Here is a 13,998-nt window from a genome sequence, read left to right as displayed (position 1 = left end):
ATAAAAGGCGGCCTAAGTCAAACTCGCTTCGTAAAAGTATTCAGCATTAATATTTGTTTGGACATTTAAACGTATAGACGGCCATAATACGTGAAGTTTGTTTCCAAGAGCAAGTGTCAGAATGCACTAACTCAGTCCAGTATGATGAATAATGCTGAACTTGGTGCAGATAAACGGTTTTGTGAACGGTGAACGTGCAGGAATGTATAAAAAGGGAGCCTAGAGTGACTAGATTATCACACGCTAAGATAGTATTACTGCGACACGGACAATGTGAAGGCGGCAATATATTGCGTGGAAAAACGGATGTTAATTTGAGCGAACTCGGTGCAGCTACGATGCTAAATCGTATTAAGCAGATTGATTTTGTGCCTCATTTTCCGAAAGTAAGCTTGATAAGCTCACCTTTACAACGCTGCCAACATTTTACTCATGGGTTATTTACTGAGTTAAATACTGCTAACACTGCCTTAAGTGAAATGAATGATGAGGCTCATCAGTCAGTCAACACGCCATTACCTGCGGTGCAGTTGATGCCAGAGTTGGCCGAAATTGATTTTGGTGACTGGGATGGGGTGTCATTTGATTCTTTATACGAACAGTTTGGCGATAAGATTAATCAATACTGGGACAATCCTTGGCAACATACACCACCGAATGCAGAGCCGATGAGTGAATTTGAAACGCGTGTCGCATCTGGTTTTAACAAGGTGTGTCAGCAATTACGTCAAGTGGCGAACAGCCCTGAGCTTAAAGGTAACAGCCCTGAGCTTAAAGGTAACAGCCCTGAGCTTAACGTAAATCGTTCTGAGTTAGCAAAAAATACCCCTGAACCTTTGGCTATTATTGTCACTCATGGTGGTGTCATACGCACCATTATTGCTTTGGTGCTTGGTCTTGAACAATGCCAAGGCATATATAACACCTTATCCATTGATTACGCCGCGACGGTTTCTATTTCAGTTTTTTGGGCAGATGAAAGCAGCGAGCCTAAGTTTCAACTTCATTGGCCTGCATAGAGTCAATAATAGGGGGCACATCAGCGCGTTTTTGCTGAACAAGCCCTTAATTTAGCGTACAATCTTTACATACTTTTTTACGTGTTATCTTAATCTGTAAGAAAGCATAAAATAGGTCGCGATAGCGGATGGATTATTGTCGCTATCGTTTAAGAATAAATAAAGTTAATCTGTTTTGTCATACTAATGGATGAATAGGGAATCATGGTTCAACTTGACTCAAGGTCTGATTGATTAGCATGAACTGTACCCGCAACTGTAATGTTATTTTTTACGAATAACTAAGTCAGATACCTAGCTTTTTTATGATGGTTCACAGCCTTTTACGCACTGCATTTATTCACTATCCAGTGCCTTTAATCAACCTGAGCGGGTGACTCAGGCGGAGAATTCATGTTTTATACCACTGTAATACATGGCGCTGCATTAGATTGCATTGCGTTTATGTGTCAGAACCTAGCTAGATTAGGTCATTGCTTGTCAGGTAACGTCGCATTAGATGCTCAACGCGTCAGTGTGTGTGCTTTACGTATTAAGTCTGCTTTTCTGGCGACGGCTTCATGACTCAAAATCAGCAGCAACGAGATGGCTCAATGGGTGAGGCGCTTAAGGTGGCTCGACTTTATTGGTCAGTGCAACAACAGGCGATTCTTTCCAATGTCAGCTTTTCACTGCAACAAGGTGAAATGCTGGGACTGATTGGTCCAAATGGCGCAGGCAAGTCCAGTTTATTGCGCTGCTTGTATCGTTATATCTCACCAGATAGAGGCCAGATCACCTTGTTTGGTGAAGATATTAGCCGCATCAGCCAAAAGCATTTAGCGACAAAAGTTGCTGTCGTTCAACAAGAGACTCCGCATTATTTTGCAATGAGCTGTGAACAAATCGTGGCAATGGGATTAACGCCTCATAAAGGGCTATTTGAAACAGATACTCAAGCTGATAAACATAATGTGATGCAAGCGTTAGATAAAGTCGGTTTGGCGTTAAAAGCAAGCCAACAATATGAACAGCTTTCAGGAGGCGAAAAGCAGCGTGCACTTATTGCCAGAGCTATTGTACAAAAACCGCAGTTGTTAATCCTTGATGAGCCAACAAATCATTTAGATATTCGTTATCAGATCCAAATTTTAGAATTGGTGCGCCAGTTGGGGATCAGTGTTATAGCGTCAATTCACGATCTGAACTTAGCCAGCGCAGTGTGTGATAGGTTGTTATTGTTAAATCAGGGCGCGTGTATAGCTCAAGGGTTACCAGATCAAGTGTTAACCGAGCAGATTATCGGCGATGTGTTTGGTGTTTGCTGCCAAGTTAATCGCCATCCCCAACATGGTAAGCCATTGATTACCTATTTTTACGGTTATCAAGATGAGCATCCCCGTCATCAAACACGGCAACAAGATAACAAGGAGGGGATTTAATGTTTGCGACTTATTCCCTTCGCCATAAATGCTTATTGGCATTGACAGCATTGATGACCTTAATTACCCCAATTGCAGCAGCAAGTTTTGGTGCGGCAAATATTAGTTTCGGACAAGTTTTTTTACTTTTTACAGAACCCATGTTGGGCGCTTCTGCAAGCACTGATGGCGTAACGGCAATAACTGAACGTATTGTGTTTGAGTTGCGTATGCCTCGGATTATATTGGCGTTTATTGCTGGTGCCGGCTTAGCTTTGGCTGGCAGCGTGTTGCAAACTGTTACGCGAAACCCATTAGCTGATCCCTATTTATTTGGTATAAGTTCTGGTGCCTCTTTTGGCGCTGTGTTGGTGTTGAGTTTTTTCGGCACTCAAGGCTTAGTGCAGCAATGGCTTTCGCAGTCCGATAGCTTATGGGCTGGCGCGATTTACCGGTCAGGGTTATTTAGTCATGATGCGTGGTGGTCTTGGTCATCATTAAGTCTTCCTGTTGGGGCATTTATCGGTGCGCTTTTTTCAGTGCTATTAGTGCTGTCGTTATCGGGTTTTGGCAGAGCAAGTCAGGTGGAAAGAATGCTGCTCTCAGGGGTCGCTACCTCTTTTATGTTTGGCGCATTAACTAGCTTAGTGCTGTATTTCTCAAGCCCTCAAGCAGCGGCGTCTGTTTTGTTCTGGAGCCTTGGCAGTTTTGCCAAAGCCAGTTGGTCAGGTTTGATTATCCCAGCTGTTGTAGTGTGCTCCAGCGTGATAATTATTCTGGCGTTCAAGCGTCAAGTGATTGCGATACAAGCTGGGGATGAAACTGCCCACTCACTAGGGGTCAATGTCGCCAGATTAAGGCTATATATGTTGATTCTGTGCTCGCTGATTACAGCAACATTAGTCGCCAGTTGTGGTGGTATCGGCTTTGTAGGCTTGATGATCCCTCATACTGTAAGGTTACTCTTTCCTGGCCAGCAACCTATTTTTACAACAGTGTTTGTAGGGGGCTTATTTATGGTGTGGATTGATGTATTAGCTCGTTGTTTGTTGTCCAACCAAGAATTGCCTGTCGGTATAATTACTGCGGCAATTGGTAGTGTGTTTTTCTTATTTGTGTTACGTCACCGCCGCTAGGCGCATTTGGGAGTATGAAGTATGTTCGCAGTTGATCCCGTTAATCATCTTAATGATGAACAGATCCAACATAAAATAAACCAAAAAACCAAACCGCTAGGGGCATTAGGCTCACTTGAGTCGTTGGCAAAGCAAATAGCGCAAGTACAGTTAACTGAACCATTTAATAACCGCCAAAAGTTAGCCATTAATCAGCCAGCAATGTTGGTCTTTGCAGGTGATCACGGCATCGCAAATCACGGGGTGTCGATTGCGCCTAGTGCAGTGACTCAGCAAATGGTGAACAATTTTGCGAGTGGTGGTGCAGCGATTAATGTGTTTTGTCGCCAAATGGGATTGAATCTGGAAGTCATTGATTGCGGTATGTTAACCCCTAGCGACCACCCTAAAGTGACTGATCATAGGCTAGGAGCCGGTACTCAGGCTATTCATCAAAAACAAGCAATGGATTTACTCGCAGTAAAAGATGGTTTTAGTTTTGCCAATGAGCTAGTGCAGCGACATTTTGATTCTGGCTGCAATCTTATTGCATTAGGGGAAATGGGGATTGGTAATACATCTTCAGCAGCAGCCATAATGGCTGCGATGCTAAAATTAGATGTCAAAGAGTGTGTTGGACGTGGGACTGGTATTGATGATGAGTCCTTTGCACTTAAACGTGAGCTATTAACGGTTGCAATGAATCTTCACCGCGACAAAATTCATGATCCTGTAAATGTACTGGCTTGCTTAGGTGGCTTTGAAATTGTGCAAATGACTGGCGCAATTTTAGCGGCATCAGAAAAGAAAATGCTGGTGGTGATAGACGGCTTTATCGCAACGGCGGCAGCGTTAGTTGCGGTGGCATTACACCCAAGTGCTAGAGACTACCTTATTTTTGCCCATCAATCCGATGAGCAAGGCCACCAAAAAATGCTACAAGCGTTAGATGCTAAACCTTTATTGTCGCTGGGTTTACGTTTGGGTGAAGGCACTGGCGCTGCGTTGTCATTACCTCTGATTCAAGCGGCGGTCAATTTTTACAATGATATGGCCAGTTTTGACAAAGCTGGTGTCAGTAATGTGGTTTAAGTTATGGCTTTGCCTGTGCTCAGTTAATGAAGCAACACTAACTAAGTCAAGATTATACTTAACTAACAAAGGATGATGAATGTCGTTGCAATCAGGCTCTGTAAATCGTGCCAGTTGGTTGAAAAAACAGCTTAATCTATTGCTCATTGCGGTGAGTTTTTTTACCCGTATTCCTATACCTAATTGGGTTGAATTTGACAGTGAAAAGTTAAATAAAGCCAGTCGTTATTTTGGTGTGGTGGGGTTACTGGTTGGCGTAATGAGTGCGAGCGTGTTTTGGTTAAGCCAATTAGTGCTGCCTAACGGTGTTGCAGTGATCTTAGCAATTATCGCCAGCGTATTAATGACAGGAGGCTTTCATGAAGATGGCCTTGCTGATACGGCTGACGGCTTTGGTGGCGGCTGGAAAGTCGCTGATAAGCTACGCATTATGAAAGACTCTAGAATAGGGACTTATGGCACTTTAGCCATCGGGTTAACCTTATTGTTAAAATGGCAACTATTGGTTGAAATTGCCCTATACAGCCCACTTAAAGCAGCAATTGCACTGATTGTAGCGCATCCTTTAAGTCGAGTTGTTGCAGCAAGCATGATTTTTTCTGAGCAGTATGTCACCGAAGATGACGGCAGTAAGTCAAAGCCTTTGGCTCAATATCAGCACATTAATGATTTATTGATTTTATGTTTAAGCGGTTTTGTCGTGCTGGCTTGTTTAAACGGTGTGTTGGCGTTTGTTCTATTATTAGCGTTAGTGGCCACAAGACAATTACTGGTATGGGGATTTAATCGTCAAATTGGTGGTTACACTGGCGACACGTTAGGGGCTGCGCAGCAAGTTAGCGAAATTGTCTGCTACTGCATTATTTTAACCATAGGTTTATCAACATGATCCATCTAGTTTTAGGCGGAGCCCGTTCAGGGAAAAGTCGATACGGTGAGTCCATTGCAAAGCAGTATGCTGAGCAAGGTTTTCGTTGTGTTTACGTTGCCACTGCCACAGCCTTAGATGATGAAATGACGGCCAGAATAGCCAAACATCAGCAAGATAGAGTTGACTCCAATCTGCCATGGCAATTAATTGAAACACCAATGGCATTAGCCTCAACATTGCAAAACTACCACGCTGATGATTGCGTAATATTAGTCGATTGCCTCACCTTATATTTATCTAATCACTTAATTGCTAGTGAAGAAACGCACCGTAATGGTGTGGATGACTTATGGCAACAGCAAAAGCAAGCTTTGCTAGCTTGTTTACCGTCATTAAAAGGGCAGGTGATTTTTATTAGTAATGAAGTGGGTTCAGGCATTGTTCCGTTAGGGGAGTTAACTCGTCGTTTTGCTGATGAAGCTGGCTGGCTAAATCAAGCTATTGCTGCGCAAGCTGATAAGGTTAGCCTAGTGGTCGCGGGCATTCCCATATCAATAAAGTAATGCGTCAACGTTGAAATGACATCATGTCATCACTTACATAACCCAAATTTGAAGGATGATTGGCGTTAATGAGCAATCAAGAAAAGCCCGAAAGCCAGCAGCAACGCCATATGAACACTGCCTCCCAAGATGTGACTCAAGCTGATACTGATGATTCGGAGAAACTGCATCTGTTGAGTAAGCCCCATTCTTATCAAGCGGGTAAAGCGTTAACCTTAATGGTGCAAGGCACCACATCTGATGCAGGTAAGAGCACCTTAGTGGCAGGCTTATGTCGCTTATTTGCCAGAAAAGGCACGCAGGTTGCGCCATTTAAACCCCAAAATATGGCGTTAAATAGTGCTGTCACAGAAGACGGCGGCGAGATAGGTCGAGCTCAAGCATTGCAAGCGGTTGCATGTCAGCTTGAACCACATACTGACTTTAATCCTGTACTGTTAAAGCCAAGCTCTGATACGGGAGCGCAAATCATCATTCATGGTAAAGCACTGACTTCATTAGAGGCCAAAACGTTTTTTGGCCCAGAAAGTCGCCATTATAAAGCAACAGCGATGAATGCTGTTTTGCAATCATTTGAGCGATTAACGCATCAATATGACATGGTCATCGTTGAAGGTGCAGGTAGCCCAGCAGAGATTAATTTACGTGAGGGTGATATTGCTAATATGGGCTTTGCTGAAGCCGTTGATTGCCCTGTCATTATTATTGCAGATATCGACAAGGGCGGCGTTTTTGCACACCTTGTAGGCACTTTAGCGCTGTTAAGTTTATCTGAACAATCCAGAGTGAAAGGCTTTGTTATTAACCGATTTAGAGGCGACATTAGTTTGTTGCAGTCGGGAATTGACTGGCTTGAAAGTTATACTAATAAGCCAGTATTAGGGGTATTACCTTACTTACATGATTTACACCTTGATGCAGAAGATGCCTTGATTGATAGCCCTTTAAAAACGAGTGACGTTATCGAGCATCAGCAAAAAATCACTGTGCTTGTATTTGTGTTCCCAAGGATCAGTAATCACACTGATTTTGACCCACTTCGCTTACATCCACAGATTGATTTTCATTATATAAGTCAACAAACCCAAGCGAAATCGCTGCCGCCTGCGGCCGACTTAATTATCATGCCTGGCAGCAAAAATGTGCGCGCCGATTTAGCTTTCATGCGTGAGCAAGGCTGGGACAAGCTGGTTAATAAGCACTTACGGTATGGCGGTAAAGTCATTGGTATCTGTGGCGGTTATCAGATGTTAGGCCATCAAATTGATGACCCATTAGGCATTGAAGACGAAGCCGGCTCAAGCAAAGGTTTAGGCTTGTTAGCATTAAACACCACACTCACGAATGAAAAATTACTCACCAAAGTAAGCGGTTACTTACAGCTTGATGACGATAAGGTAGCGGTGTCAGGTTATGAAATTCATTGTGGTGAAAGTCACTTATTGACTGAGGCTAACCTGAATCAACCTATTGAAATTTTTTATGAACAAGCTGATACCAATGCTAATACCAGCGCTAAAAGCAGCGTTAATAGCGTTGCTTATAAGAATATCGGCAATCACGAAGGAGATGAACAAATAGGATTACCTTCGCTTCGTTTTGACGGACAAGTAAGCAATGATAATCAGATACTGGGATGCTATATGCACGGGCTATTTGACAGTCCCGATGCTTGCCAACTGATTTTACGCTGGGCAGGACTTTCATCTGCTGAGTCGTTGGATATTAATCAAATTCGAGAGCAACAATTAGAAAGATTAGCGGATGTGTTAGAAACACATCTTGATATGGATAAATTAACAGGAAGTCTTTAATGGAAAAGTCTGAAAATGTCACCAATAACAGCATTGAATCAACTGAGGTTAACCATGCTGATACTAAGGCGCAACGTCATAAAGCTCGCCAGCAAAAGCTCAAAGAAGGTGTCGATGCAAAAATTGCTGCCGCTCAAGATGAAAAGGGCATTTTATTAGTGCTTACGGGTAATGGCAAAGGCAAATCAACGTCTGGTTTTGGTGCTGTGACACGTTGTGTTGGTCATGGACAAAAGGCGGCCGTTGTGCAATTCATTAAAGGTGGATGGGAATGCGGAGAGCGTAATCTACTGGAAAAAGTTGGGGTTGAATTCTATGTCATGGGCACAGGATTTACTTGGGAAACCCAAGATCGTGAAAAAGACGTGGCTGCTGCGGAGTCTGCTTGGCAAGATGCCGAGAAGTTACTTAAAGATGAATCGATAAACCTAGTGTTATTAGATGAGCTTACTTATATGGTGACATATAAGTATATCGATTTAGCCCGTGTGATAGAGGCGCTGAATAATCGTCCACCAATGCAGCATGTGATTATTACTGGACGTGCCTGTCACCGCGATATTATCGAATTGGCAGATACCGTAAGCGAAGTACAACCGATTAAGCATGCTTTTAATGACGGTATCAAAGCGCAAATTGGTTTCGACTATTAATAAAAAAGCTGTTAATACATCATTGTGTTTATGGGCGGCTGTTCTACAGATTTGACTGTGCCGCCTAAATTAACGCTCAAACTTTCACGGGTAAGCTTAGTATGTTGCCAGCTGCTCTTAGCTAATCACATTACCAGCCTTTCTTAACCTGGCCTCTCTTAACTTAGCCAATCAATTAACATCAGTTCCAACTCTGCGCATATCAAGCAGACTCTTCAATGCCTCATTTACGCTTTATAAATATACTTATTCATTTTTAGCGGTATAACCTTGTGCGATTGATCTTCTCGCTCTTGTTTTTGGCAAGACGCTAAATTGAATGAATCAAGAACCTATTTGTTACTGGAAAGTAAAGGTAACTCCCTCGAGAAATTGTTTTACATTTCTAAATCAGCTTTTTTTGTGTTCTTTTTGTAACTAAATAACGTTGATTTTAATTTAACGTCGCATGTGATGAATATAAGTGTAACTAAATCGATAAAATAACAGTTTGTGTAAATTTGTATCTTATTTAATATTTGTTGTTTTTTTATCTCTGTTTTTTATTTCGAACTATATTTTTAATATTGCAATTTAAATATCCATCATTGTTTTTGGCTAAGTCTATGTTTGCTTGGTTTATTTTGTGGTGGTTTGTGATTGTTGTTTTTATGTGGCGCTGTTTTTATTAAAAACCTCCTTCTTATGTTTCTCTATTGTTTTGCAATACGGTTAATTTTGTTTGGGTTCTTGTATCACTTGATGGAAAGTTAAGTGCATATAATGTATAGGTTATTTATCTTTTGTTAAGTTTTGGTGGTGCTTATGTTTTGTGATGTAGGTCTCTATCCGTGCCTTGCTATACATATGTAACTTGCTTAATATTCGAATGTTGATTGTGACGACTTCTTATATAAGTTAATCAAACAAATGTAATGACAATGTAAATATTGGGGTTTTAAAATGACGTTTTAAAATTGAATGCTTTTTGTTCAATTTATTCCTGATTTTTACAAGTTAATATTAACTGGTTATTAACAAATCAAGTGTTAACAGTGTTAATTCACCTCTGTTTTTGCTTGGTTTACATTTCTTTGAATATCTTTTGTTCGGTTTTTATTAATAAGTTTTTTAAATATGAAAACGCTTCCAATATGTTCATCGTCAATAAGTCAACCTCACACAAATAATAAATAAGTCAGAATTCAGCCTTCAAATGAAGTCACTGAAGTTTACTAATGGAAATAAACGCGATGCTTAAAAAAACAACAGTTGCAATCGCATTAGCCTCTTTGTTTTGTATGACAACTGCCAGTGCAGTGACATTACAACAAGAGGACAATGGGGATTACCTTGACCTTTATGGTGAAGTGGGTGTTGGTGGCCATTTTGGTACTAATTCAGATTACAACCATGACGAGTTTTATGACACCAAAGGGTATGTTGATGACAGTTTTGCAACCTTGGGAGTAAAAGGACAGCGCTCAAACTACATATACCGATTGGAGTTGGATTATCAACGTCGCAATTGGCTAGGTGGTGACGGCGAATTTGAACTTGCTATCGACAAAATGTATGTCGGTTATATGTTTGATGATCATCATTGGGTTGAACTTGGTTTAACGGATACCGCTTTTGATGAATACGATCATTTTGGTGATTTTACATTTAATAAGTCTGTTGAAACTGGTGAAGCGGGCGATCAAGAAAACACGGTTAAGTACGAAGCTAAGTTCGATCATCTGCTTTACGGTGTTTCTTATTCTTATGAAGGAGAGCATAAGAATGGTTCACCTCAAGGTGACATTGTAAATGGCTACGTAGGTTGGATGTCAGGCGTTGTTTCTGTTGTTGCTGGTGTTGAAGCGCGTGGCGGTTCAGAAGGTGAATCTAAGTATGGCGAACAGCAGTTATTTGGACTTGGCATGCGTGTTCAAGTGACCTCTGATATTGCATTAGGCTTAAATGGTTTTATTGAAGATGAAGATCTTGCAACACGTAAAAGTGGCGATGTGTATCTCGCTTATGAAACGTTCCGCAATTATGGCCTCACATTAAGCGGTAAATACCAACTGAATGAATCTTGGGAAATTATAGCTTCAGCTAACCATGAAGAGTATGAGAGTTGGGATGTTGAAAGCCCGAACTATGACTTCACGGAATTACCCGCTGAATATGGCAAAGATCGTCGCTGGGCAAGCGTAGGTTTTAATTACCGTCCAGCAAGAGACATTGTGTTGTCTGTTGAAGGTCGTGTAGGCGAAGCGCCAGAAGCCGGCTATGCATACGTACGCATGTACTTCTAGTTTCATTTTCAGTTAAACAATTATCGAGTTTACTATGAAGAAAAGTTTCCTTTCACTGGCAATCGCCAGTGTCATCAGTGTAGGTGCCAACGCTGGCGTCAACGATCTACTGATCACCGAAATGGTGCAAAAAAATTATGGCGCTGAAGTTGGCTCTGTAGAAATTACGAATACTCACGCAACTGAATCTTTCACTTTTACCGATGAAACTGCCGCATTTATGTGGGGTAATGGTAAATACGAAAATCAAATGTTAACAGCTGAAGGTGAGCCGCTATTAACCGGTATTACAGTTGAAGCGGGTAAATCTGTTGTTGTACTTAATTCGGCTGCGAGTGACGAGTACAAACAAATCATTACTGATAATGGCGGAGCGTTCGTTATTGGTGAAGGTAATGGTAACTACAGTGATTTTTACTTAAGCGGTAATGACGGTTTTTATATTAAAAACGGTGATGTGATTATTGACCGAGTTGGCGCTGCGGATAATACAAGCGTATGGGCTGAAGACACAACTTTACGTCGCCGCCAAGACAGTGAAGGCAATGCGCCAGCACCGTCAAGTGACTTTGATGCATCGCAGTGGGAAGTGATTACGCCACTGGATATGAGCACAGTTGGTGCGCCAAACCTTGCTGAATCATATGTTCCATTCGTATGTGAAAACTTAACCCGCATCAGTGACATTCAAGGTACTGGTGGCGAGTCTCCACTAAAAGGTGAAGCGGTTGCAGTGCAAGGTGTGGTAACTGCTGTTGTTGACCTACCTAAGAAAGGTTTCTATCTACGCGATGAAGTTGCAGATGGTAATCCATTAACGTCTGACGGTATTTTTGTTGAAAGTGGCAGCGCTGATAGCCAACTTGTCGGCCGCACCGTTTGTTTAGGTAGTGATGTTGCTGAAAGCTATGGTCAAACTCAGTTAAGTGCCGAAAACTGGGAAATCACTAACAGTGACTTTACAGCGACTGTTGCTACAGATATCGAAATACTCGATTCTGATGGTGGTTCTTTTGAAACCACATTAGCACGTTACGAAGGCATGGTGGTTAATCTACCAGAAGACTTGAATCCTCAACAAGAGGGTAATCAAGACATGCGTGTTTCTCGTAGTTTCAGCTTTAACTACGACAGTTTCCGCAACAATATGACGTTGGCTTATATGCGTCCTAACATGCAGCCAAATCAGTTAAATGTTGCTGGTACACCTGAGTCAATTGCTGCTGCAGCGCAAAATAATGACTACCGCTTAGTGATTGAAAGCGCGACACAGGCAAGTAATGACAATATCCCTTATTACCCTAATTTTTCAGTTGCACCTGAAAATAATTACATTCGCATTGATGACAGTGTAGTGGGTATGGAAGGTGTGATTAGTTACAGCTACGGCGACTACACTTTAACAGTTACCAATGAGCTAACGAGCAATAACTTTGTTCACAATCTGCCAAGAACTGATAGCCCTGATATTGATGAAACAGTAGCCGATGATAAATTTGCTATTCGTATCGCAAGTCAAAACCTATTCAATTACTTTAATTCGCCATTTGGCGGTGATCAAAACCAATTCGGCCAAAGCCGTGGTGCTGATACCTACAATGAATTCATCCAACAGAAAACTAAGTTAGTTGAAGCCATTCGTGCTCTCGATGCTGACGTTGTTGGTTTGATGGAAATTGAAAACAATGGTTATGGACTAAAAAGTGCGATTGCAGATTTAGTCAATGAAGTTAACGTTTACTATAACGATGAGTATGCCGATAACTTTGATAAGCCTTACTCAACAGAGAACCGTTATGTGTTTGTTGGTTTCGACCACAACGGTAACCAAATGCTTGATGAGTTAGATGCTTTAGGTTCTGATGCAATTGCAACGGGTATTATTTATCGCCCAAGCAAGCTGAGTATTGAACGCACACGAGTTGTGACAATGCCACAACAAAAAGCGCCTACCATTGTAAATGACAATAACGAAGTCATTAAGGACAACAACGATGAGATCCTAGAAAGTGGTCAAAACTATCATCGTGATGCGCTAGTTGTCACCTTCATGGTAAACCAAACAGGTAAGCGTTTAACCTTAGCGGTTAATCACTTTAAATCTAAAGGGTCAACCTGTTGGGAAGACTGGCAAGGTGTTGAGTTTGGTGATGCCACTAAATGGACTGATGACGCGCCAGATCTTGATTACCAAGGTTCGTGTTCTGAGTTCCGTATTTCTGGTGCAGTACATTTAGCTGAAGAGTTAAAGTCTGTTGAAGGCGATAGCATCATCTTAGGTGATTTAAATGCTTATGCTAAAGAGGATCCGTTACTGGTTCTGACCGAAAACCCACGTAATAAAGCCTTGATGACAGCAAGCCATACTTTTGTTGGTACTAAGCCGCAATTTAATAGCGATGGGTCACCTGTGGCAATTACACAAAGCTACGGTTACATCGATATTATTTCTAAAGTCTTTGAAGAAAAAGGCAAAACACCTTGGAGTTATTCTTATAACGACGAAGTGGGCTCATTAGATCACATCTTAATTTCTCCATCGCTTGAAGATCGTGTGATTGATGCATCGGATTGGCACATTAATGCTGCTGAATCTAGCTTGTACGATTACAACAATGAATACAAAGGCGACTACGATAACGAGTACAACAAGTTTTATGCCGAAGATCACTTCCGCTCGTCGGATCATGATCCAGCGCTTGTGACACTAAGTTACTTACCGGGTGAAGCTGACTCAAGCACGCCTATCTATCTAACCAAGCTTAATAAGTTGATTAAAGTGCCATATCAGATCCCTGAAGCAGCAGGGGCTATGGCGGGTGATATCGCTAAGATTAAGCTCACACCAAAAGATGATGAAGCTAAATTAGACATGAGCCAATTGGTTGAACCGAATGTGGTATTAACTCAAGACGGCGAAACCTTGGTGAACTTCGAAGTGTTTGGTGCTCCATCTGCTCGTTTCACTGCCAAGGTGACATTGGAACGTGACGGAACAGTGGTTGATGGTTCTACGGTTTCATTAGATATCGAAGTCGCAAGTCGTGATGCATTAGTGGCTGATATCAAAGAAGAAAAACATGATGGTAGCGGCGGTAGCACCGGATTTATCAGTCTACTGAGTCTGTTGGGATTATCGGCATTACGTCGCCGTAATCGTAAATAAGTTCAACCCCAAAGTGAGGT

Annotated in this window: 11 protein-coding genes and 1 riboswitch; all 11 genes read left to right on the top strand. The window is 41.8% G+C overall.

What is annotated here, in order from left to right:
- The first annotated feature begins 224 nt into the window (after positions 1-224).
- Positions 225-1,019 carry a histidine phosphatase family protein gene (locus A9267_RS07115; protein ID WP_197495515.1) on the top strand — a complete coding sequence of 265 codons (795 nt, stop codon included), beginning with the start codon at positions 225-227 and terminating at the stop codon, positions 1,017-1,019.
- Between the two features lie 147 nt (positions 1,020-1,166).
- Positions 1,167-1,336: riboswitch (cobalamin riboswitch) on the top strand.
- Positions 1,337-1,412: 76 nt separating this feature from the next.
- A complete protein-coding gene (locus tag A9267_RS21745) occupies positions 1,413-1,583 on the top strand; it encodes a hypothetical protein (RefSeq protein WP_156669115.1) in 171 nt (56 codons plus the stop codon).
- Positions 1,580-2,440, top strand: a complete 861-nt coding sequence (locus A9267_RS07110) for an ABC transporter ATP-binding protein (RefSeq protein WP_065108704.1) — start codon at positions 1,580-1,582, stop codon at positions 2,438-2,440. The genes A9267_RS21745 and A9267_RS07110 overlap by 4 nt, the downstream gene beginning before the upstream one ends.
- On the top strand, positions 2,440-3,555 hold the full coding sequence (locus tag A9267_RS07105; protein ID WP_065108703.1) for a FecCD family ABC transporter permease: 1,116 nt from the start codon (positions 2,440-2,442) through the stop codon (positions 3,553-3,555). The genes A9267_RS07110 and A9267_RS07105 overlap by 1 nt, the downstream gene beginning before the upstream one ends.
- A 21-nt stretch (positions 3,556-3,576) precedes the next feature.
- Positions 3,577-4,626: a nicotinate-nucleotide--dimethylbenzimidazole phosphoribosyltransferase gene (gene cobT, locus A9267_RS07100; protein WP_065108702.1), complete on the top strand. Its 1,050-nt coding sequence runs from the start codon at positions 3,577-3,579 to the stop codon at positions 4,624-4,626.
- A 79-nt stretch (positions 4,627-4,705) separates the two neighbouring features.
- Positions 4,706-5,515: an adenosylcobinamide-GDP ribazoletransferase gene (locus A9267_RS07095; protein ID WP_065108701.1), complete on the top strand. Its 810-nt coding sequence runs from the start codon at positions 4,706-4,708 to the stop codon at positions 5,513-5,515.
- Positions 5,512-6,060 (top strand): bifunctional adenosylcobinamide kinase/adenosylcobinamide-phosphate guanylyltransferase, encoded by a 549-nt coding sequence (gene cobU / locus A9267_RS07090; RefSeq protein ID WP_065108700.1) that lies wholly within the window; start codon positions 5,512-5,514, stop codon positions 6,058-6,060. Before A9267_RS07095 ends, cobU begins: the two co-directional genes overlap by 4 nt.
- A 218-nt stretch (positions 6,061-6,278) precedes the next feature.
- Positions 6,279-7,874, top strand: a complete 1,596-nt coding sequence (locus A9267_RS07085; protein ID WP_231919059.1) for a cobyric acid synthase — start codon at positions 6,279-6,281, stop codon at positions 7,872-7,874.
- Entirely contained in the window at positions 7,874-8,527 is a 654-nt protein-coding gene (gene cobO / locus A9267_RS07080; protein ID WP_080916465.1) for a cob(I)yrinic acid a,c-diamide adenosyltransferase, read from the top strand. The genes A9267_RS07085 and cobO overlap by 1 nt, the downstream gene beginning before the upstream one ends.
- Before the next feature lie 1,232 nt (positions 8,528-9,759).
- Complete coding sequence (locus tag A9267_RS07075; protein WP_065108699.1) at positions 9,760-10,812, top strand: hypothetical protein; 1,053 nt, start codon at positions 9,760-9,762, stop codon at positions 10,810-10,812.
- A 34-nt stretch (positions 10,813-10,846) separates the two neighbouring features.
- The gene (locus tag A9267_RS07070; protein ID WP_065108698.1) at positions 10,847-13,978 is read left to right on the top strand and encodes an ExeM/NucH family extracellular endonuclease; all 3,132 of its coding nucleotides are present in this window, start codon (positions 10,847-10,849) and stop codon (positions 13,976-13,978) included.
- Positions 13,979-13,998: the final 20 nt, after the last annotated feature.

The sequence above is a fragment of the Shewanella sp. UCD-FRSSP16_17 genome, assembly GCF_001675935.1.
In the GTDB taxonomy this organism is placed as follows: Bacteria; Pseudomonadota; Gammaproteobacteria; order Enterobacterales; family Shewanellaceae; genus Shewanella; species Shewanella japonica.
The sequence above is the reverse complement of the archived record's forward strand: the minus strand, read 5'-3'. Positions and strand labels throughout refer to the sequence as shown.